Origin of the sequence: Mesorhizobium sp. NZP2298 (assembly GCF_013170825.1) — a bacterium.
Classification (GTDB): Bacteria; Pseudomonadota; Alphaproteobacteria; order Rhizobiales; family Rhizobiaceae; genus Mesorhizobium.
Genome location: NZ_CP033365.1, coordinates 6,678,481 through 6,699,528 on the forward strand (window position 1 = coordinate 6,678,481; position 21,048 = coordinate 6,699,528).

At 64.0% G+C, this 21,048-nt stretch carries 18 protein-coding genes and 2 pseudogenes; 5 read left to right on the top strand and 15 right to left on the bottom strand.

The annotated features are described in order from the left end of the window. Nucleotides 1-280 precede the first annotated feature (280 nt). The 11 genes and pseudogenes from EB231_RS31790 to EB231_RS31835 all read right to left on the bottom strand — a co-directional run bounded on the left by EB231_RS31790 (nucleotide 281) and on the right by EB231_RS31835 (nucleotide 12,977). Nucleotides 281-491 (bottom strand): annotated as a pseudogene (locus tag EB231_RS31790) (cold-shock protein). A gap of 355 nt (nucleotides 492-846) precedes the next feature. Then, entirely contained in the window at nucleotides 847-2,499 is a 1,653-nt protein-coding gene (locus EB231_RS31795) for an MFS transporter (RefSeq protein WP_172352307.1), read from the bottom strand. 406 nt (nucleotides 2,500-2,905) lie between these two features. Continuing rightward, nucleotides 2,906-3,961: a type 2 isopentenyl-diphosphate Delta-isomerase gene (gene fni, locus EB231_RS31800; protein WP_172352308.1), complete on the bottom strand. Its 1,056-nt coding sequence runs from the start codon at nucleotides 3,959-3,961 to the stop codon at nucleotides 2,906-2,908. Nucleotides 3,962-4,045: 84 nt separating this feature from the next. Next, nucleotides 4,046-4,948: a terpene synthase family protein gene (locus EB231_RS31805; protein WP_172352309.1), complete on the bottom strand. Its 903-nt coding sequence runs from the start codon at nucleotides 4,946-4,948 to the stop codon at nucleotides 4,046-4,048. After that, the gene (locus tag EB231_RS31810) at nucleotides 4,945-6,495 is read right to left on the bottom strand and encodes a hypothetical protein (protein ID WP_172352310.1); all 1,551 of its coding nucleotides are present in this window, start codon (nucleotides 6,493-6,495) and stop codon (nucleotides 4,945-4,947) included. Before EB231_RS31810 ends, EB231_RS31805 begins: the two co-directional genes overlap by 4 nt. A gap of 310 nt (nucleotides 6,496-6,805) precedes the next feature. Continuing rightward, the gene (locus EB231_RS31815) at nucleotides 6,806-7,771 is read right to left on the bottom strand and encodes a polyprenyl synthetase family protein (protein WP_027033419.1); all 966 of its coding nucleotides are present in this window, start codon (nucleotides 7,769-7,771) and stop codon (nucleotides 6,806-6,808) included. Between the two features lie 150 nt (nucleotides 7,772-7,921). Beyond that, nucleotides 7,922-9,265 carry a cytochrome P450 gene (locus EB231_RS31820; protein ID WP_172352311.1) on the bottom strand — a complete coding sequence of 448 codons (1,344 nt, stop codon included), beginning with the start codon at nucleotides 9,263-9,265 and terminating at the stop codon, nucleotides 7,922-7,924. Further along, nucleotides 9,265-10,089 carry an SDR family oxidoreductase gene (locus EB231_RS31825; RefSeq protein ID WP_027033417.1) on the bottom strand — a complete coding sequence of 275 codons (825 nt, stop codon included), beginning with the start codon at nucleotides 10,087-10,089 and terminating at the stop codon, nucleotides 9,265-9,267. Before EB231_RS31825 ends, EB231_RS31820 begins: the two co-directional genes overlap by 1 nt. A gap of 18 nt (nucleotides 10,090-10,107) precedes the next feature. Continuing rightward, nucleotides 10,108-10,389, bottom strand: a pseudogene (locus tag EB231_RS35615) (ferredoxin); the annotation flags it as partial. A 1-nt stretch (nucleotide 10,390) separates the two neighbouring features. After that, on the bottom strand, nucleotides 10,391-11,680 hold the full coding sequence (locus EB231_RS31830; RefSeq protein ID WP_172352312.1) for a cytochrome P450: 1,290 nt from the start codon (nucleotides 11,678-11,680) through the stop codon (nucleotides 10,391-10,393). Between the two features lie 94 nt (nucleotides 11,681-11,774). After that, on the bottom strand, nucleotides 11,775-12,977 hold the full coding sequence (locus EB231_RS31835) for a cytochrome P450 (protein ID WP_172352313.1): 1,203 nt from the start codon (nucleotides 12,975-12,977) through the stop codon (nucleotides 11,775-11,777). Nucleotides 12,978-13,605: 628 nt separating this feature from the next. Here EB231_RS31835 and EB231_RS31840 point away from each other — a divergent pair. Beyond that, the gene (locus EB231_RS31840) at nucleotides 13,606-14,208 is read left to right on the top strand and encodes a Tn3 family transposase (protein WP_445299292.1); all 603 of its coding nucleotides are present in this window, start codon (nucleotides 13,606-13,608) and stop codon (nucleotides 14,206-14,208) included. 186 nt (nucleotides 14,209-14,394) lie between these two features. Here the strand turns inward: EB231_RS31840 and EB231_RS31845 are convergent, their stop codons facing one another. From EB231_RS31845 to EB231_RS35325, 3 genes are all read right to left on the bottom strand, one after another. Continuing rightward, complete coding sequence (locus EB231_RS31845; RefSeq protein ID WP_246740800.1) at nucleotides 14,395-14,925, bottom strand: ProQ/FINO family protein; 531 nt, start codon at nucleotides 14,923-14,925, stop codon at nucleotides 14,395-14,397. Nucleotides 14,926-15,386: 461 nt separating this feature from the next. Beyond that, nucleotides 15,387-15,575: a hypothetical protein gene (locus EB231_RS31850; RefSeq protein WP_172352315.1), complete on the bottom strand. Its 189-nt coding sequence runs from the start codon at nucleotides 15,573-15,575 to the stop codon at nucleotides 15,387-15,389. A gap of 10 nt (nucleotides 15,576-15,585) precedes the next feature. Further along, nucleotides 15,586-15,777 carry a hypothetical protein gene (locus EB231_RS35325; protein WP_027033412.1) on the bottom strand — a complete coding sequence of 64 codons (192 nt, stop codon included), beginning with the start codon at nucleotides 15,775-15,777 and terminating at the stop codon, nucleotides 15,586-15,588. Between the two features lie 425 nt (nucleotides 15,778-16,202). Here EB231_RS35325 and EB231_RS31855 point away from each other — a divergent pair, with 425 nt between their 5' ends. Together EB231_RS31855 and EB231_RS31860 are read left to right on the top strand one after the other, a co-directional pair. Beyond that, nucleotides 16,203-16,754, top strand: coding sequence for a PLP-dependent aminotransferase family protein (locus tag EB231_RS31855; protein ID WP_172352316.1), 552 nt, complete (start codon nucleotides 16,203-16,205; stop codon nucleotides 16,752-16,754). Nucleotides 16,755-16,797: 43 nt separating this feature from the next. Beyond that, on the top strand, nucleotides 16,798-17,145 hold the full coding sequence (locus tag EB231_RS31860) for a hypothetical protein (protein ID WP_172352317.1): 348 nt from the start codon (nucleotides 16,798-16,800) through the stop codon (nucleotides 17,143-17,145). 257 nt (nucleotides 17,146-17,402) lie between these two features. Here the strand turns inward: EB231_RS31860 and EB231_RS31865 are convergent, their stop codons facing one another. Then, nucleotides 17,403-18,398, bottom strand: coding sequence for a LysR substrate-binding domain-containing protein (locus EB231_RS31865; RefSeq protein ID WP_172352318.1), 996 nt, complete (start codon nucleotides 18,396-18,398; stop codon nucleotides 17,403-17,405). Nucleotides 18,399-18,501: 103 nt separating this feature from the next. Here EB231_RS31865 and EB231_RS31870 point away from each other — a divergent pair, with 103 nt between their 5' ends. Together EB231_RS31870 and EB231_RS31875 are read left to right on the top strand one after the other, a co-directional pair. Next, the gene (locus EB231_RS31870; RefSeq protein ID WP_246740801.1) at nucleotides 18,502-20,034 is read left to right on the top strand and encodes a sugar ABC transporter ATP-binding protein; all 1,533 of its coding nucleotides are present in this window, start codon (nucleotides 18,502-18,504) and stop codon (nucleotides 20,032-20,034) included. Beyond that, nucleotides 20,031-21,035, top strand: a complete 1,005-nt coding sequence (locus EB231_RS31875) for an ABC transporter permease (RefSeq protein ID WP_069091228.1) — start codon at nucleotides 20,031-20,033, stop codon at nucleotides 21,033-21,035. The genes EB231_RS31870 and EB231_RS31875 overlap by 4 nt, the downstream gene beginning before the upstream one ends. Nucleotides 21,036-21,048: the final 13 nt, after the last annotated feature.

Consider the following 21,048-nt stretch of genomic DNA (forward strand, 5'->3'; position numbering starts at 1 on the left):
TACCCAATCAGGGTACCACCGACGCTTGACCTGCTAAACCGATATGAGGTTACAGTTGTAGTCTGGCAGAAGCTTCTCCCAACTCTGGGATACGCCGAGAGCCGTAACCGGGGCAGATTTCCGGGCGGAAGGGTTTGCGGCGAGAGCGTTCGTGATTCACCGTTTGCGTGACGCATCAGGATCGTCTCATATAAGAGAGTCCGTCGCGATACGCCCCGCGAATGACGATGGTACCTTCGGCTTGACTTATCCTTCGCGCTCTGCGGGTCCGACGAGAAAATCAGCCTACCTTGCTGAGACTACCTGCGGAGGACTTGCCGCTACGGCGGTCCTGCTCGATCTCGCACTTGATCTTCTGCCCATCAACGAGGTTTGAAAGTCCAGCCCGTTCTACAGCTGAAATATGGACGAAAACGTCCTGACCGCCGTCATCGGGCTGGATGAAGCCAAAACCTTTGGCTGTTGAACCACTTCACTGTTCCGGTCGCCATATCGTGTATTCCTCTGTGGCCAGTGCGAACCAGACGGGCCGTAAAGCCGATCCTGTTCATATTTCGTAGAGTTAAACCCAGCAAAAACCAGAATTACCCACCTCGGGGTTGCGGCGCGAAAAGCCATTGCTCTGTTTGGGAAAGCACCGAACAGGTGCCGGTGAGCTTGAGCGCAACGCGCTGCAAGACGCTCGAGTGCCGAGGAATCTCTCCGACAAGGATACGTCTGAGCCGCCCAGTATGCCGGCTCGGCAACCACCCGAATGGATCGAAGCCGATCTGCAAAACGGATGGTGAGAGCGTTGGCTCGTTTCCAACCCATCCTGTCTCACCAGCGCGGACGCCTGGACGGATGTCAACGCCGGAAAAAGAACCGCATCGATTGGTCCCGCTTGCGGCCAGCTCCAGTCGGCCGCTCGATCGCAAGCGTGGTTCGAGGAGGAAGCTCTCCCAGGTGCAATGCGAGGAGACGCTGGTCCAACTCCTTGTCGGCTGCCGTAAGGCGGTGGTTCAGACGAAGGTAGTCCATCCAGGTCGGGGTGCGGAAGGTTTCTGTCCAACGCGAAGGCTGCTGGAGGTCGCGCTGGAGATTCCAGTGTCGCGCACCAACGCCGCTTTGTACTCGCCGCCGTTCCCGCATCTGCTCCAGGAACGCTTCGACATTTGCTTCGGGTATTGAATATTCGATCTTGGCGACGATCGGCCCGCTTCGGGGCTTCAAATCCAGGGCAACCTGAGGCGTTTCGAAGCCAAGAGGAGCCTGATCGGAATCTTTCCATTGACGGATGGGCAGCAGGAAGCCGGTGCCAGCGACCAGCACCAGCGCGCCACCTGAAAGCTCCAGAGCCGAGCTCAGCGAATAGCTCTCGGCCACCGTACCCCACAGCCAGCTGCCAGCCGCGATGCCGCCGGATGAAAGGGCATAATAGATCGAGAGCGTGCGACCAACGACCCACCTTGGACTCGCCAACTGGACGCTTACGTCCAGCCCGGTCCAGGTCACGACCCAGCCCGCGCCGCCGAGCGCCAGCGCGATAGCCGCCACCGCCACCGAGGGGGTGAAAGCAAGCGATAGACAACAAGCCGCACAGGCGATGCACGACAGTGTCGTCAAACGTTCCTGGGACAGCCTCCGTCTCAGAATGTTGTTGCAGATGCCGGCGAACAAGGCGCCGGTCCCGAAGCCGGCCATCAGGATGCCGTAAACGACTGGCCCTCCCCCCAGCTGATCGCGGGCGACGAGAGGCAAGAGCGCTAGTATAGAGATGCTCGTCAGCCCAAAAAGGGCACCGCGGGCAATTGCTGCCTTGATTTCGGATGACAGGGCAGTGAAGCGCGCTCCGTCATGGATCGCCGTGGTCAATGGTTCACTCGGCAGCGGTGACGAGCGAACATGCCATTTGCAGCGCCCTATGGTCCACAGCAGCATCAGATATGTAAGCGTCGCCACTGCGAAAGCCGTCAAAGGGCCAAAGGAAGCAACGACGACGCCACCGAGAGCGGGACCGATGCTTCGGACGGCGTTATATCCGACCGAGATAAGCGTGACGGCGGCCGGAACATCGCGCTTTCGCAGGATATCGCCAACCGACGCGTGCCAGGCGGGGTCGGTGAAAGCGGCGCCTACTCCGGCCAAACAGCTGAATGCAAGAACCATCCATGGATTGAAAATTCCGAGACCTGCAAGAACAGTCAGCATCGTCGAGGACAATGCTATCACGCACCAGCCAGCGAACATGAGATTGCGGCGGCTGTAATTGTCCGCTAGGGCGCCGGCGATAATTGACAGGAGGAATGTGGGCAAGGTTGTCGAAGCCTGCACCAAGGCGACCATCACATCCGATGTCGAAATGGTCGCCATCAGCCAACTGATGGCAACCATTTGAATCAGCCACCCTAGACTGGATACCTGTGTGGCAATCCAGATCGGACGGAAAGTTGAATTCTCGAGCGGCGCGAACGTTGCCGATGACACCGGATTAACTTCTTCACGCGCCACCCCGCTCATTGGGCCGAGCCTCCCTTCGCTGCCAGTTGTATGAGATTTCTCCCCGCCCACGTGCCCATGGAGGAATGGCAGGATCAGGGCATTTTATCTGCGCAACGCAAGTTATTTTTGCCTGGCCGATGCTGTGGCAGAACCGAATGCTTCCGGTGGAGCTATCGTTCCGCTATGCGGGACGAGACCGGTTCGATCCTGTCGTTGTCGATCCCCGACCACGTTACAAGAATCGTCAGTTTGACGATCCTTGGCGTCTCCAACCAAGCCACGTCCTGGGCATCGACTTCCCTTCTGGTGATCACGAGCTCCCGCGCTTTGAACCGCCTCGCCAAGAGGGATCAATAGTCTATCTTTGGCGTAGGTATTCAGCAGCCTGCTAGGCGCCCGCCGCCACGTGCGGGCGACGCCGGCATCAACCGGCGGGCAGATGCGCCGGGGGCAACAACCGCGCCTGACGCAACGCCGCCAGATCAGCCGAGCCGGTGCAGAAGCAGGCAACGGCCAACTGGCGGATGACGATCTCGAAATGCGCGACAACCGCCTCGGTGGACACCGTCGCCGCGCGCAGCACGCCGGCCGCCTGGCCGGCGATGTCCGCGCCCAGGCGGATGGCCTTGGCCACGTCGACGCCGTCGCGGATCCCGCCCGACGCGATCAGCTTCACAGTTGGCAGCGCCCGACGTACCGCCTGCACGCTGGCCGGGGTCGGAATCCCCCAGTCGGCGAACGCCATCGCCACTGCACGGTCGGCGGCATCGCGGGCGCGCTCGCCCTCCACCGCGGCCCAACTGGTGCCGCCGGCGCCGGCGACATCGATGACCGCCACGCCCGCCTTGACGAGCGCGCAGGCCACCGAGGCGGACAGGCCCGACCCCACTTCCTTGGCCACAATCGGCACGTCCACGCTGCGCGCGGCGCGAGCGATCTGCGCCAGGACGCCGCGCCAGTCGCGGTCGCCCTCCGGCTGTACCGCTTCCTGCAGCGCATTGAGATGGACGATGAGTCCATCGGCCTCCAGCGCATCCACCGCCCGGCGCGCCAGGTCCAGGCCGTCGGCCTCGCGCAGTTGCGCGGCGCCGATATTAGCCAGCAAGGGAATGTCTGGGGCCATGCGGCGCAGCGCGCGCGTCAGCCCCTGGGAGTTGCGGGATTGCAGGCTCACGCGCTGCGAACCGACGCACATGGCGATCCCCAAGGCTTGTGCTGCCTCGCTCAGATGCCGGTTGATGGCCTCGGCGCGTGGCACGCCGCCGGTCATGGAGCTGATCAGCAGCGGCGCGCGCATGGTCTTGCCCAGCAGCGAGGCGCGCAGGTCGATCTGCGTCAGGTCCAACTCGGGCAATGCGCAGTGTTCGAAACGGATGTACTCCCAGCCGGCGGCGACCGTGGCCGGCGCCGTTCGCCGATCCAGCACGATGTCCAGATGGTCGTCCTTGCGCCGGCTCGGGATGTTGTCGCTATCGCTCATGCTCGCTCCATCCGTGGCATCGGGGGACGGCGTTGCATCGGATCGGACCGACGGCAGCGCGCGCACGCAGCCGCATCCCGCCGTTCAGGCGGGCGCACGCTGGCCTCCCCCCGCAGCGTCGCTGCGGTAGCGGCTGGTCGAGGTCTGGTAGTACTGCGCTCTGATGGCCGCCATGGCCTCGATCAACGCTCCCCACGGCGCGGGAAAGCGTTCTTCCGCCATCACCCGGTGCAGCATGCGCGTATGGCCGGCCAACTCGTCGTTGAGGAACTCCACCACAGGCATAGCCGGATAGCGCTGCCGCAGCAGGATCGCCGCGTTGTCGGCCTCGCCCGCCGACCTGTCCTTGTCGCGTCCATGCAGATCGTTCTGCAGGCGCCCTATCGCGGAGATGAGCCGCAGGACCTGGCGAAACGCCGGACGCGCGCGCAAGGTCGCCATGTCCAGCCCCCACAGCAACGACAGGCAACAGAACACGTTCGTGTAGGCGATCGAATCGATGCCGTTGTGCAGGTACTCGGCGTAGGACCAGCGTTCCGCCCCTACCGCCTGCGCGTGTCCGGCGCGCAGCGCCGCGCAGTAGCACCGAGTGTCGTCGAGCAGCCGAGCATAGTCGCGACGATCATAGGCGAGCGCGGCCAGCGAAGCGCGCAGCACAGCGCAGCCCTCGAATCCGGGGAGCGCGCACGGCACGCCCTGCCCCAGCGCCTGCTCCACCGCGGCGAGCTCCTCCGGCGCGATCAGGCCAAGGTCGTTGCAATCGTCGAGCCAGAACAGCAGCGCCAGTTCGCGATAGAACGCCACGATCAGCGTTTCGGCCTGCGGATCGCGGCCAGTGCGGGCGCAGGTGTCGCGCAGGCCCGGGTGGATGCGCTGCAGGATGTACTGGCCGCCCCTGACCGCTTCCACGGCATGCTCGTCGGCGAACCCTGTCAGGGAACGCCCCCACTCCAGCACCTGCTGCAGCGCGCGTTCGGTCTGGATCATGGCGCCGCTCCTGCTCCCTCGGCCAGGACGCGCCGCCCCCAACGAAGCGCCAGCCACAACCCGGCGAGTTCGGCCACGCGCACGACCCGGGTGGGGCAATACAGTTCCTTGCCGATCCACAGCGACGTCTGCGGCAATGCATGCGACACATGGCGGGCGAGCATCCACTCCAGCGCACGCGCCACCGTCTGCGCGATGCGCCGGCGCCCTGTCGGCTCTTCGCTCGCGTCCATCACGTGCAACGCGAACAGCGCATAGCTGGTTTCCTCAAATGAGGATGCGCGACCGGCGCCCCAGCCGCCGTCATCGCGCTGCGCCTGCAGCAGCGCCGCCAGCGCGCGCTCGTCTCGCCACTGGGGCTTGCCTTGCGCCAGCGCAGCGACCGCATGCGCGGTGGGATACAGCCACGAAACGTGCCATTTTTCGTTGTCCCATAGACCGTGCAGGTTGCGATTGGCCTCGACGTAGTAGCTGGTGCCGGCGGCGGGCTTTCCCAACAGTCGCAACGCATGCAGGGCATGGATGTTGGTCGACACCGAGGCATTGCGCTCGCCGGGGAAGGTGACGAATAGCTCGCCGATTTCGAAATCGCGCAGCGCATCGACCGGCGGGTCGCGACCTGCAAGGCGCAGGACGCACAACGCAACGGAGGTGTCGTCGGCATCGGCTGCGAAGTGCAAGGCCGGGCCCAGACCGCGCACGCCCATGCGGGCGTCGAGCTGCGCGACGATCACGCGCACGGCATCGGCGAACGCGGGATGCGCGAACAGCCCGGCCAGATGCAGGGTGTACAGCGACCAGCATGGCTCGAACACATTGATCGGCCAGACGTTGGGAACGACACCTTCGATGCCGCTGCGCGTCGCCCGCGATGCCGCCTGCAGATACGCGTCGGTGCGCCCGACCTGCGGCGTGCTCCCATGTGTTACGGCGTGCGCACGCCACGCGGCGGTGGCCGCCGGACTGATGCCAATGCTGCCGTCGTCGTCGGGGCATGCGGTGGTCGGCGACGTTCCCCAGGCTTCCCAGGAGTGCAGCAACGGATGGCCGCTCGGCAACGTCGCCACCGCCCCCAACTTGACAAGGCACGCCTGCCGCAACGGCAACAGCGCCGGGTGGCGCGGAAACCCCACGCCGCCCAGCAAGGATGCGGCCTCGCCGCACAACTGCGGCAGGATCAGCTCCGCGCCGATCGGCGCGTCCTCCGGCACCGAATGCGCGTAGGGATCGGCCTGGCGCTCGAGGAACCGGGTTGCAGCCTGGACTGCGTCGGCCGCGCCGGGAAGAGGATCGGCACGCTGCAATGTCAGCAACGCCGCCCAGGTGGGCGCATGGCGGAACAGCGGGAAGTCCGCGCTTCCCCATCCGCCATCGGCCTGTTGTTGCGCGATGAGCCACGCGTATGCGTCCTGCCGACCGGTGACGTTGCCGTGGAACTGCAGAGCTCGCGCCGTGTCGTAGACGGACGGACCGACGCTGCCGCCGTCGCTCATCTCGATCAGCAGGTGGCGCAATTCGGAAAGGATCTGTTCGGACAGCGCGTTCACGCGGTATGTTCCTTCTGCAGACAGTTGACGGGAACCAGGATCGGGCAGACGCCGCGCACGTCGCCGCAGGTCCGTCGCGGCCCGGCGCACGGGCAGCGCCGGACGGCCGCCCTGCTCCGGCGCGGCGACGCGCCCCATGCTGGGGCCGGTCCGCCGCATAGGCTTGCGCGCGGCGCGCCGCGTACGCCGCGGCTGTGCTGAGCAACCGCTGCGATCGCCGCCGCCGACTTGGACACAGTGCAGCATGCATCGCTCACGCCGGCCGATCGATCGCAGCGGCACAGGGGCGACTCCATGCGGACGGGCGCGCTCATGCGCATGGCGCGTGCTTGAACAGATACGCGTTGGCCCGCTGCAGCATCTGCGCCAACCGTTCCGCACGCGTTCCCAGCGGGGCGATGGCCTCCCCGGCGTCGCGCAACAGATCCAGCGCCAACTGGCGCGCTGCCTGCAGCCCCATGATCGACGCACAGGTCGGCTTCTGCGCCGCCGCGTCCTTGCCGGGGGTCTTGCCCAACGTCGCGGTATCCGCTGTCGCGTCGAGAATGTCGTCGACCACCTGCAACGCCAGGCCGAAACAGGCGGAGTAGCGATCGAGCGCACAGTACAGCGCAGCGTGGGCGGCATCCTCCGCGATGGCGCATAGCGCGCCCATGCGAACGGACGCGCGCACTAGTGCTCCGCTCTTCATCCGGTGCATCGCCACGATCCTGTCCAGCTCGACGTGCTTTCCTACCAGCGACAGATCCATGGCCTGCCCGCCTGCGGCACCCTCGGCGGACACCGCCTGCGCCAGTTCGCGCACGAGCGCGATACGGTTGTCGCCCGGCGCATCCAGGCTCGCCAGGGTCAGGAAGGCGTGCGCCTGCAGCGCATCGCCGACCAGGATCGCAGTGGCTTCGCCGAACTTGACGTGCACGGTCGGAAGGCCGCGGCGAAGCACGTCATCGTCCATTGCGGGCAGGTCGTCGTGGACCAGGGTACAGGCGTGCATCATCTCGATGGCGGCGCCAACATCGTCGAGCATGGGCGCCGGCGTGTCGGCCAGTGCGCCGGTAGCCAGACAGAGCAAGGCGCGGGTGCGCTTTCCGCCATGCAAGGTGGCGTAGCGCATCGCCGCCATCAGCTCGGTCTCACCGTCGTCTTCGGCGCAGAGAAGACGCGCCAGCGCCTGTTCGACCCGCCTTGCGCCGTCCTGCATCCAGATCTCCGGCGGCAGCCTGCCGGATGCGCCACGCGCCTGCGCGTCGTCGTGTAGCGTGGAATCGGTCTGCATGTCGTTCATGTCCTTGTACCTGGCACGGCCACGGCGAGCGTCCGAGCCGCCGCGGTGTTGGCGGCGTCGCACCGAGCGCGCGCGCCAAGTGCAGCATTGCCGCGCGTCGCCGGCGCAGCTGCCTCGCCACACGGGGCATGCGATGCCAGCTCATGAGAATCCGATGCGGATTTTCATGGACGGATGTGCGGTCGGGAAATAGCGCCGACCTTTTTCGACGGCGCTCAGCAACCGCGGCCGCACCCCGGCCTTGTGCATGGTCAGTGCCAAGGCGATGCAGAACTGCACCATTTCCAGCCATACCAGGTGGTAACCGATGCAGACGTGTGGGCCGGTACCGAACTGCAGCATGTCCACCGGCCGGATCGGCTCCGTGCGTTGCAGCCACCGTGCCAGGCGGAACTGATCAGGCGCCTCGTGCAGCAGCGCAGAGGTCGAGAAATGCAGCAGCGGGATGCACAGAGGGGTGCCCGCAGGAATGCGCCGTTGGCCGAGTTGCAATTCCTGCAGCGCGCGACGCGGCAGGAGCGTGGTCGCCGGATGCACGCGCAGCGTCTCGCGGAACAGCGCCTCGGCGACCGGACACTGCGTCAGGTCCGCGTGCCGGGTCGGCACCGCGCCCACGCGTTGCGCCTCCTCGACCAGGGCGTCCCAAAGCCCAGGCTGCCGCGCCAGCTCGATCACCATCCAGGCCATCGTCGAGGCGGTGGTGTCGTGACCGGCAAGCAGCAGCAGGCGGATATTGGCGACCAGGACGTCGTCGGAGAGCGCATCGTCGCCGCGATCGAAGGCGCTCACCATGTCATTGATCAACCCAGTGCGCGCGGCATGTGCGCGCGCGTCGCGGACGAACTGGCGCAACTGCGCGTCGATCCAGTCGCGGGCGGCGCGGCCGCGCCGCAAGGGCAGTCCGGGCAGGTCGACCGGGGGCGCGACGATCAACTGCAGCAGTTGCCGGTATTTGCGATGCCATCCCGGCAGGTCCTGCGCTGGGATTCCCATGAGGCTGAAGATGAGCTTGAGCATCAGGTCGCCGGTTTCGCGCAGGATGGTTACGTCGCCGCGGTCGCGCCACGCCTGCACCCGCGCCTGGATGACGGGCGCGAACAGGTTGCCGATGCCGGCCTGGGTCAGCCCCTTGGGCAGGAACGCCGCCTTGATCGCGTCGCGCGCCTGCCGGTGCGCGCCGCCGTCCTGGGCGACCAACGTTCCGCCAAGCAATTCGGGCGCGATCTCTTCGATCAGCGCCGAGGACACGTCCTTGTGCCGGAGCAGTGCAAACGCATCCGGATCCACGCAGGTCATCAGGTGTCCGGCAGGGCCGAAATCCAGCCAGAAGTGGCTGCCCAACGTCCGTTCCGCGCGCCGCAGCAGGCGCGGCAGGTCGCATACGATGGCGGGAAGATGTCCGACCAGGGGGAAAGCGCCGGGCACGACCGGGATGTCGTCCCGCAGCCGGTGCCGACGGTCCAGCGGGTTGAGCAGCATGTCCATCAGCAGCGCGGCCCCGCGGCCGCTTTGGCGGTGTCGCCGGCAGGCCGCGCGGCGCGGCTGTTGCCACCGTCGGCGTACGTCGGCACATGCGCCAGCATGCCGCCGTCGATGCACAGGACCTGGCCGGTGATGAACGCAGCATCGTCGGAGAGCAGGAACGCCACCAGCGCGGCCACGTCCTCGGGGCGGCCGACGCGCTGCAGGAGTTGGTGCCGGCTCAGATGCCGTTGCATGCACTCGTCCAGCTTGGCGAGGAGACGCTCGGTCATGATGAGACCCGGCGCAACCGCGTTGCAGCGGATCTGCGCATGACCGTACTGGGTGGCGAGCGAGGCCGACAGCATGTTCATCGCCGCCTTCGACGCGGCGTAGGACGTCTGCGCGGTGTCACCGCTGAGCCCCTGGCACGACGACATGTTGACGATCGCGCCACCGCCGCGGGCGATCATTCGTGGGATGGCCTGCCGGCAGCAGAGCAGCGTGCCGCGCAGATTGGTCGCCATGGTCTGATCCCAGACCGCCAGGTCCAGGTCGAGGATCGTGCGGTCGCGCGGTGTCAGATGCATGGCGCTCGCGTTGTTCACCAGCAGGTCGACCCCACCGAAGTGCCGCTCCGCCGTCTCGAACAGCGCTGCCACCGCCTGCGCATCGGCGATGTCCATGGCCAGGGCCAGCGCGTGGCCCGCTTCGGCCGCGATCTGCGCGGTGCAGGCGACGGCCGCCGAGCCATCAATGTCGGCCACCACCACTCTGCCGCCCTCGCGCGCGATGGCGAGGGCGCATGCCTTGCCGATGCCGGCGCCGGCGCCGGTCACCACGGCCACCTTGCCTTCAAACCGTCCTCCTGGGTTGCGTTGGTCTTTCGCGGCATGCCGCTCAGCCTGCGCCGGAGAAGGCGCAGGGTCGGCGCTGGCGCGCTCGCCAGCGTCGCTTTCGATGACCCGAATGGCGGCGACCGGACACTGGCTGGCCGCGAGCCGCGCGGCGGCGTGCAGCGCCTGCGGGACCGTCGCCACGCACACTTCCGCCACGCCGTCCGGTTCGCGCTGGCGAAAGGTGCCCGGCAGCGTCAGCACACACTGCCCGGTGGTTCCGCATAGATCCTGATCGATCACGACGCGCATCTCAGCCCCCCTGAGCATGCAGTCGCACCGGCAGCGCGCGGAACGTCCTGAGGAACGCGGATGGCTCCCGGGTCGGCTGCTCGGCCAATGCCAGCGTGGGGAAGCGCGCCTCGATCCGCGGCAGGCTCTCGGCCAACTGCACCCGGGCCAGTTGCGCACCGAGGCAGAAGTGGATGCCGTGGCCAAAGCTCAGCATGATCTTCCCGTCGGTCGACATGCCAGGAGTGGTGCCGTAGAACCGCGCGGGATCGAAGCGGTCGGGATCGGAGAAGGCGTCCGGGTCGCGATTGCCGGCCGCGATCAGCACGCGCACGTCCGCGTTCTTCGGGATCACCACGCCGCCCAGTTCGATGTCGCGCTGGGCGATACGCGGAATGGAGCTGAACATGGCAGGCGCGTCGCAGCGCAGGACTTCTTCGACGAATGCCTTCACCCCCACGGCGTCTCCCTGCAGCCAGTGCCGCTGTTCGGGATACGCCAGCATCGCTAGGACCGCATGGTCGATGGTCGCAGCAGTGGTGGCGAAGCCGCCCAGCAGCATGCCCCACAGCATGCTGATCAACTCCGCATCCGACAGCGTGTCGGCATCGTCGTCGTGTGCGCCGACCATCATCGACACGATGTCGTTGCGGGGATCGGTGCGCTTGCGCTGTATGAGGTCGCCGAAGTAGGCCTGCACCCTGGCGCTGGCCGCGTCCGCCGCGGCGAGCTGAGGATCGCTGGCGTGTGGGCTCAGGCCTTCCAGAATGGCGCCGATGCCGGCGGCGAGCCCGAACATGTCATCCTGGGGCATGCCGAACAGTTCGGCGAAGACCAGAATGGGCACAGCCAGCGCGAATTCCCAATGCAGGTCCACCGCCTCCCCGCGCTCCAGCGCGGGCGCCATGCCGTCCAGGCGCGCTGCGACGATGCGTGCGATGCTCGGCCGCAGGTTGTCGATCTGGCGTATGGTGAAATCGCGCGAGATCAGCCGGCGCAGACGCGTATGCGTCGGTGGTTCCTTCATCGCTAGCGTGGACGCGAGGAGATTGAGTGACAGGCTGGTCTCCGCACGCGGGAAATAGCGCGCCAGTTCGCCCGGCGCCGGTCCCCGAAACACATCGCCCGTGGCCTTGAGCGCCCAGTAGATGTCGGCGTGGCGGCTCAACAGAAAGAGGCCCGACGCCGCACGATGCACCGGATCGTGCTCGCGCAACCACCGCATGAACGTATACGGGTCTTGGATACACGCTGGCGACGCAAGTTCGGCGAAGGCGTCCCGGCATGCTGCCGTGGTTTCTTGCACGTCCATCTTGGTTACCTGTTGGCTGGCTGATCTGACCGGCGCGCGCTGGGCGCGCCGGCAAATTGCGGAGAAGACCGCGATTCCGGGCGGCGTCCGCGCATCACCAGAGCACCGGGAACTCGTCGAACCCGCCAGTGATGATCTCCTTGCGCAACTTCAGTTCTTCGGGCGCCACGGCCAGGCGCAGCGCGGGAAAGCGCTGGAAGATCGAACCGACCACCACCTTGAGTTCCAGCCTGGCCAGCGCCATGCCGATGCAGTAGTGCGGCCCGTGGGAGAACGCCAAGTGCGGATTTTCGTCGCGTCCGATGTCGAAGATTTCCGGGTCGTCAAAATGGCGCGGATCGAACGACGTCGCCGGCAGGCCGATCAGCACCTTGCTCTCTGCGGGAATATGCACGCCCGCGATAGTCACGTCGGTCCTCGGATAGCGCATGATGCCGTCCCAGCCCGCGCCCGGCGGGTACATGCGCAGGATTTCCTCCACCGCCTTGTCCACCAGGGATGGATCGCCGACTAGCCGTTCGCGCTGTTGCGGATGGCGTAACATGGCCAGCAGGCCGAATTCGATCTGCGCGACGGTGCTCTCGTGTCCCGCCACCAGCATGCCCGTCGCCAGGCCGATCGCCTCTTCCTCCGTCGCCTTGCCCTGGCCGACCGCCGCGAGCAGATCCGTCAGCAGGTTGTCGCCCGGATCCTGGCGCTTGTCCCACATCTTGCCGCGAATGTAAGCGCGCAGTTCTTCCCAGGCCAGGCGCGACGCGCTGCGCGGGCCGCTTTCATGCTGATGCGTCATCACCTCGTCGGACAGCCCGGCGAAAAAGGCGTGATCCTCGTAAGGCACGCCCATCAGCGCGCTGATGACCATAGCCGGCAGCGGAAAGGAGAGGTGGCGCTTCAGGTCGGCGGGCTGGGGCTGGGCCGCCAGCGTCTCGAACAGCTGAGCGGCGATCGCCTCGACCTGCTGCGCGAGCAGCTTCACCCTGCGGTTGCTGAAGGCAGGCGCCACGATCGTGCGTAACCGGGCATGCTCGCCCCCCTCATGCGAGACCAGCCACCCCGGCGAACCGAGAATCACCGAATCCGGCGTGAATGCCGCCGGCGGCATTCCCGCGGGCCGGAACGCCGCGTCGGACAGCGCCGCCTTGGCCTCGTCGTAGCCTGTCACCCACCAGCCTTCGTGCCCGGACGGGAAGCGTACGCGGTGGATCGGACCGTTGGCGCGTAGCGCCAACATCTCAGGCGAGGGCTCGATGTGATCGACGCGCCACATCGGCAGCGTCGGCAAGGGTTGTTCGGACATGGTGGCACTTCACTCTCTAAGCGATGGAAGGGCGGAAGGCGCTGCGGCAGCGAATGATTAAGACGGCACGTAGACGTCCTCCGGGGAGTAGCCCGACTCGATGTCAAGATCGGCCAACGTGTAACTGTCTAGGCATACCGCGCGGCGAGATGCAGAACTTTAAGGCGAGTGTGGTGGGCCCTTGAGTCGCAGCCGGCCATCAAGATTTCCTGCGCAAGTGTCCACAAGGTTGGCAGCCTGTTTGGGTACGGGCGGTTTCGCCAAGGCCCCCTTGCCATAGGATGCTATCTGATGCGGATTTGACATTATGCTTTTCTTTCTTCGTTCCATCGATCGCGGTGTCATCCACGAAATGAAGATCGGTCGTCGGCTCCCGGCTCCCAACGAAGGAGTTTCAAAACTCGTGCCAATTTGGCCGACCCAGCAGAAGAAAAACATTGTGATTACTTTTCAGGGGATTAGCCCGAGGCAGACAAGAGCTCGATGAAATAGCCCGGTGTCGCGGACCCAACAAAGGCGACAAAACAGTGTCGGATAGTATACGGTCGTCAGACGCCAGACCGGCGACACCTTCTTTATTAGTTGTCCTGTCGTGGAATGATGGCAGGCGACCTGACCGTATTGACCCATGGGAGGGCTCCTGGCTGGCTCAGGGGTCACGTGCTTGCCAAGGGGCGCGCTCGAGGCGGCTTGCGGGCGCGTTGCCAATGCAACACAGGCGATCCGCAACACCCCCATCTGGGGCGAATCCGGGACGGCCTGCGCGTCGGAGTCCAAGAAGTTAGGCGCTTGGGACGGCAACCTGATGACGGAATGGCATGTCCGCTATGGCGGTCGCGGCGTGATGACCTACTGGCATGTCGAAAAGGGCTCGACCTGCATTTTCTCGCAACTCAAGCGCTGTTCGTCTTCGGAGGTCGCCGCGATGATCAAGGGCGTGCTGCGACCACTGCACCAACGTGGAGATTCAGGGCCAATATTCGACAGCCATGGCCAGAGCGCCGTCGTCGCCGCTTTTTGCCGCCTGCTCGGGTTCACCTGCCGCCACGCCCGAAGGCGATCGCCCGGCAGAAGCTGGCGCCGTCAGGCCTGCGCGCTGAATTGCCCAATCTGCTTCCCATTCTTTCCAACGTCATCAACTGAGAGGTGGTTGAGCAGCAGTATGGCCACAGTCAATCTGGGCCGGCATCGATCTGACTGCCATCCCGAAATATCACGGTCGCAGCGGTAGCCAGAACGACCATCGGAATAGCCTCCGGCCTTCGTTCATCCCGAAGAAGGGATGACCGACCAGTCCGTTTTTCGCGCGCGAATGCGGCAGCTCCATTGCGATCGCGGCAATTCGGATTGGCGCGGGCGCCATGTGCTCCGACCCTGAGGGCTGTCCCGGTCGGCGCGAGCTATCGCTTAGCGGCGATCAAGTCATCGGCTTTCGGAATGACCGGCGACGCTTCGTCTCAACGATTATGCCGGTCGGGTTGTCGGCCGTATTCTTCGCCTTGAACACGGCGGTTCGCTTCGGTTTTGGTTTGGGTGGCGCTTGAGGCTCTACCCTTGGCTCCAGCGTTTGCTTGCCCTTTTGTTTGTCCTTGCGGGCGCAAAGCAAAGCCTTGGCGGTCACCGCGTCCGCATCCGAGACCACGCCGGCCGGCTTGCCATCGAGATTGACCCGTGCGGCGCCGGCATCCAGTCTCGCCAAGTATTTGGCCATCTTGGTATACGCCAGCAGGGCTCTCCTCAATTCATCATCGGACAGTTCGCCGTCGAGCACCCGAATGTCATGATGGATGCCGATCTTGAGCGGCCTGGGCGCTTTCGGATTGAACGCCGCAGGCCACTTGGCCGATAGATAGCGGAAAAGCTGTGCAGGCGATTTGCCTCGGCTACAGCTCAACATCATAAGCCTCGCCCCATTTTTTGTTTCCAATTTGGATGTTTTCGTTTCCAATTCGGACCTTCCTAGCACTGATATATACAATGATTATGGAAAATGGGCATTTGCCCCGCAGGGCAAAGCAGCGGGCGCCTCCTCATTCGGACAGACGAAGTGCCTAGTGGACCGAGCAGGATCGGCACCAATCACGCCGAGCCGTCCGGATAAAGTTCACAGCCATACAGCAGGGTCGGTGGAACGCTGTTTCCCCATTCTCCGCCAGCCATTGACCCTTGGCGGCGCATCTGAAACGCCGGCAGCGAAAAGACTCCCTCCGCTGAGGGCCGTCGGCGAGTAGGACCCGAAACCGTCGCGGCTCCCCTCACCCGTTCGGTCGTTCCGTAGTACCAGGGCGTCGCGCAGCGCGAAAGCTATTCAGGCGACCGTTCCGTGATCTCGGCCGGATCGACGCCGTCCTGGGACAGGAAGGCAGGCGAATGGCTGGCAAAAAGCGTTCCGCCGCAAACCGGCGTCGATCACCAGAACCTGGCGGAACTGCCGGGCGGCCTTTCCGGAATAGCTGCCGCCGATGACAATTGGCGCAGCGAAATTCGGAAGATTGCGAGCGACAGGCTTCGGACTCCCATTCGATTGCCGATTCGGCTCATGCATTGGCGGGCAATATTCTGAGAATGTTTGCACATCACGTTGATGGTTACCGCCATGGAGATCGCCTCAGAAGCGGCGCCCAATCGGAAACATTAGCACCTGCGCGTTTTGGCTCGGCTGCTTGAACTCCTCGACGGCAACTGCCTCAATTAGCAGATCCAAGGCTTCGCGCCCCCTCTGGCTCATCGGGTCATCGCCTCGCAGATAATGATACGCTCGATCTAGATGCACTCGCGCGGCAGAAAAATCGCTTGTCATATGACCCTCTCAGTTGCCGCCCGCGTTAGCCGTCTACGAGGTGAGGGTCACGCAATCGTCAATATCCACAGACGGATTTGATTTAAATCGCAGATGATCCGGGAGAAACAAAACACCGGCTTGTCCTATGCGAGTGCCCCTTGATTATGTTGCCGGCGGCCCGGTGGACTCTGCAATAGGGTTGGTAAAGCGAGCCTGCCAATATGTCCCCAGCATCCTCCGTAAGCCGTCCCGAGTTTCTGGTCAGTCCAGCACTTTTGCGTCCGACGCTGGATACGGCGATCCACGTAGTGCGCGCGTCCTGCGGCTGGCACTTGCCGATTATCTAGCAAGCGATCGTGGACTTGCGGCCTCGCCTGATGAGATACTGGTGACAAGGGGCAGCCAGATGGGGCTGTTCCTGGCAGCGGCTGCGGTTATTGACCTTGGCCAAGCCATTGCCGTGGAGGTGCCAGGCTATCCTCTGGTGGACGGCGTTTCGGGCAGCAGGCGCCAGAATCATCGCCGTACCAGTTGACACCCAGGGTATCGACGTCACGCAACTCGAAAATATCGCCCAGCAGGAAACGGCCCCGAAAGCGATCTATGTCACGCCACACCATCAATACCCGACGCTCGGTGCCGGTCGCCGGCTAAAACTGCTCGACATCGCGCGAAAGCATGGACTGGTCGTCATCGAGGACGACTATGATCACGAATACCGGTTCGAAGGACGACCCGTGCTGCCGCTAGCCGCACGGGCGCACCCGGAACAGCCCACCGTCTATGTCGGCTCCCTGTTCAAGCTGCTCACACCCGCTATCCGGATCGGATATATAACCGCGCGGCCGAACATCCTGGCGCGTATAGCCGACCGGCGAGAGGCAATCGACCGCCAGGGAGATTTCCCACTCGAACAAGCCCTGGCCAGGCTGATTGGAGACGGAGTGTTGCAACGGCACCCGCAAGGCCCGACGCATCTACGCGTCGCGGCGTGATCTCCTGGCCGAGGAAGCCAGCCGGCATCTCGGCGACGATGTCATGTTCGACCTCCCGGCGGGTGGCCTGGCACTCTGGTTGCGCCTGCGAAACGGGCTGAGCGGGGAAACCTGGGCCGCGAACGCGGCCAGCGCGGGCCTTGCCATCACGCCCGGGATTCGTTTTGCACTCGACCCCGCGAACGCGCCCGAGGCATTCCGGTTCGGCTACGCCCGTCATGAAAGCCGAACTTCAGCACATCGTTCAACTGCTTTCGCGCACGCGGCCGAGCCGATAGCGGTGCAGCTCGGCCGAGAGAAAAAATCCTGTCAGTCTTTCCAGAAGGTTCCTAGGCATCTTCGTCACAGCGCCGAATTTGCTCGGCCGCCCTGCAATACTCATTCGATTTAGGGCCTTTGCCCCAATGAACCCGCCCGCAGACCACGGTCGGCGTGTCGGGATTTCAGATAGCCACCACGGAGGCGGAAAGATATCCGGTCGACTTCGTGCGTATTATGACCTCTTGTTTCGGTGGAATTGGCTTTGCCTCCTTGCGACAGGACCACCGCATGGTGCGCCTCGACCTGCTGAGAACGTTATTGTCGCCATGCGCACAAGGTCAACTTGGCCGTTCTGAAAAACTCTAATACGGGATCAACATTATTGTATCACGCCATTGGTGTGGCTCTGTCATCCTGCGCGCCGAAATGCGGCCGTCGCTCGAACGATATGTGGAGTTGCTTCTCCAACAGAAAATGGCGAGCCAGATCGGTATCACGCTTTCCGATCCGTGACACCCATTCCGAAAACAGGCGAACCGCGCGCCGGTTCATATGCCGCGAAGGACAGACCAGCCAATAGCCCGGAAACTCTATGACGTCGAACTCGGTTGAGACCGGCACCAGGGAGCCCGACACCAGGTCCTCGAATGCGATCGATGTGCTCTCCAGGACCACGCCTGCCCCATCCTTAGCCAACTGAACCGACATCGATGAACGGTCAAAACGATAGGGATAGGTCATGCGGGCCCCCTGGATGGCGTTGCGCGGCAGCCAGTAATCCCAACGGAAATAGGCCTTCACACTGTCGATCAATCGCGCATGGCGAAGCTGCTCGCGCGGATCCGGCGAGATCGCGTGCAGTTCGGTAAGATAGGAAGGCGAGCACATCGGCAGGATCAGGTCGTTGACGACGCAATCGGAATAGAGGCCGGCCCAGCCGCCGTCGCCGTAACGAAGATCGAGATCGATGACCTCCGTTTCGAAGTCGGAGAAGTTGGGTGTCGCGTCGACCCGCAAATTCCAGCTCGGATAGTCCTTGCTGAATTCGGCCAAGCGCGGTGCCAGCCACTTCTCACCGAAAGAAGGACTGACACGGACGCTGAGCTGGAAGCTCTCACGCTGCCGAACGATGGCGTTGCGCACCTCGCGGATGGATTCGAAAGCCTGCGTGGTGGTCTGAAAGAGCCGCTCGCCGTCGATAGTGAGCGAGAGATGACGCTTCTCGCGTTGAAAAAGCCGCACCCCGAGCTGGTGTTCCAGCAGCCGCAGTTGCTGGCTGACCGCCGAAGGTGTCACGCGCAATTCCTGCGCGGCCTTCGCCACGCCTCCGAGACGCGCGACCGCCTCGAAATGGGTCATGGAATTGAACTTGAAATCCGACATTGTGCTCGTCAGTTAAGCTCAGCTACACAAAATATTAAGAAACGAGAATTGAGCCGAATGTCAATCGGTCGCATGATCCTGCCGTCTCGGGAGGAGATAGAGGATGGAACCAGGGTCAGCTCAAAGCTTGGGCACTTGCGGCAATGTTCCGGGCGTTGGGCTGGGATCAGCCAGGAAGACGCTGATCGAAGCTTCCAACGTCGAGAAGAGCTACGGCGCGACGCGAGTCCTCCGGGGCGTGAGTTTTCAGGTCCGGGCTGGCGAAATCCACGCGCTCCTGGGCGGCAATGGCGCCGGCAAAAGCACCCTCATCCGCATCGTCACGGGGCTGACCTCGCGCGATGCCGGCGATATTGACTTGCGCTCGTCGAAGGCCGGCCGCACCAGCCCGATCATCGCTGTGGTGCATCAGGAACTAGCGCTGTTGCCCGAGCTGTCGGTGGCGGAAAACATCGGCATTGTGCATGCCAGGTCAGCCTGGTCGCTGATCAGCCGCCGCCGCATGCGCGAAATTGCGCTTGGTGCGCTCCGCCTGATCGACCCAGCGATCGGCGAAGAAATCATCGATTTTCCGGCACGCAAATTGTCGCTTCACGAGGGCCAGATCGTCGAGATCGCTCGTGCGCTTTCCACTGGAGCCGAAGTGCTGCTTCTCGACGAGCCCACGGCCAATCTCACCGCCGGCGAGACAGCCAAACTTTTCTCGGTGCTGAGGCGGCTGGTGCGCGAGGAAGGCATCGGCATCGTCTTTGTTTCTCACCGTATGCGTGAAATCCGCGAGGTCTGCGATGTCTGCACTATTTTGCGCGATGGCGTCACCATCGCGAATGCTACCCCTGTCGCCTCGCTCAGCGACGCTGAGATTGTCCAGCAGATGGGACAACCCACGCAGCGTTCGGCAACGCATCGCAACCCGCAAAAGAACCTCCGGCAGGGCGCACCAATCCAACTCCTGGGCCCAGACGACGTCCGTATCGCGATTTTGCCCGGCACCATCCTGGGTCTGGCCGGCGCACCGGCGGGTCCGACCGGTCTCATTGCTCCCCTTGTGGGCGCGGGACCCGGAGCGGGCTGGCGCCTTTCCGGCGAGGGTTTTGGGGACCGCTTCTCGTCCCCAGCGGCAGCGGCGCGCGCCGGCATCGGTTTTGTCTCGGGTGACCGGGCAACCAAGGGCATCCTTTCGCAGCTTCCGATCGTCGACAACGTGCTTGCAGCGCGCAGGGTTCGCGAGAAGCGGCGGATCGTTGCCGCGGCCGAGAGGCAGGAATGTCTGGATCTCGTTTCAGCGCTAAAACTAAAGGCCTCCTCGATCTGGGACCTGCCGGCCTCGCTTTCCGGCGGCAACCAGCAGAAGCTTCTCGTCGCACGCTGGCTTGGGCTGCCGCTCAAAATAGTAGTGCTGGAAGAGCCGACGAGTGGCGTCGACATCGGCACAAAGCATGACATCTATGGCTTGATCCGGGAGATGGCAGACGCTGGCGCGATCATCATCTGGTGGTCGACCGAGAACGTCGAACTGCTTGAGCTTTGCGACGCCATTTTCGCCTTTGACACCGATGGGCGGCCAAAGGGATTCCTGCCAGCAGAACGCTACACAGAGGGCGGGCTCGCCGAACTGACGGGGATGGCGGCATGAGCGACACAGCGAACCGCGCCACGACAACCAACAAACTCCGGACCACCAGGTCGCGCGTCCCAGCAGTTCTTTTGTCCTACCGCACGGAAGCCGCGATTGCCGCGGCAATCGTAGTTCTGCTGGTGGCCGTCGGAATGTTCGTGCCCGCCGCACTCAGCATGGGCAATTTGCAAAACATTATTCAAGCCGCCGCGCCTCTCATCATCATGTCGCTTGGTGTTTTGCTGGTCGTTGTCACCGGCGGTATCGATCTTTCGGTCGGCTCCGTTTTCTCCCTCACCGGAATGGTAACCGCGCTGGCGATGGCCAGTGGCGCTGATGGACTAACCGCGAGCGCTGCCGGCCTGGCGGTCGGCCTTGTGTTCGGTTCGATCAATGGCCTTCTGGTCACGGTCGTCGGGCTCGCGCCGTTCGTCGTCACGCTCATCACCTACGCGGTGGCGGGCAGCCTTGCCTTCATCGTCACAAACGGTCGTTCGATGCCGATCGGAGCGCCGGATTTCTGGCTCCTGAATTCGGGCGAGATTATTCCCGCAATACCCAACCATCTGCTGTTCTGCATCATACTGATGGTCGTGCTGGAATACGTCCTGCGCAAGGTCGTGGTCGGACGCTGGTTCTATGCTGTCGGCTCATCGGCGGTTGCCGCTCGGCTGCTCGGCATCCCGGTTCTGCGTATCAAGTTCGCGGCCTATGTCGTATCGAGCCTGCTTGCTTCTTTCGCCGGACTTTTGACCGTCAGCTACATCCTCAACGCCGAAGCCACGGCCGGTGCCAGCCTTATGCTGCAGGCGATTGCCGCCGTCGTCATCGGCGGGGCCAGCCTCTTTGGCGGAACGGGCAGCGCCATTGGTGCCGTGCTGGGCGCGCTGATGATCACCTGCATCCAGAACGGCGTGAACCTCATTGGCGTGAACAGCTTCTGGCAGGGGTCCGTGACAGGCGCCGCAATCCTGCTCGCCGTTTTGATCGACCGCTTCAGCAACAAGAACCGCATCTAGATCATCAACGGGA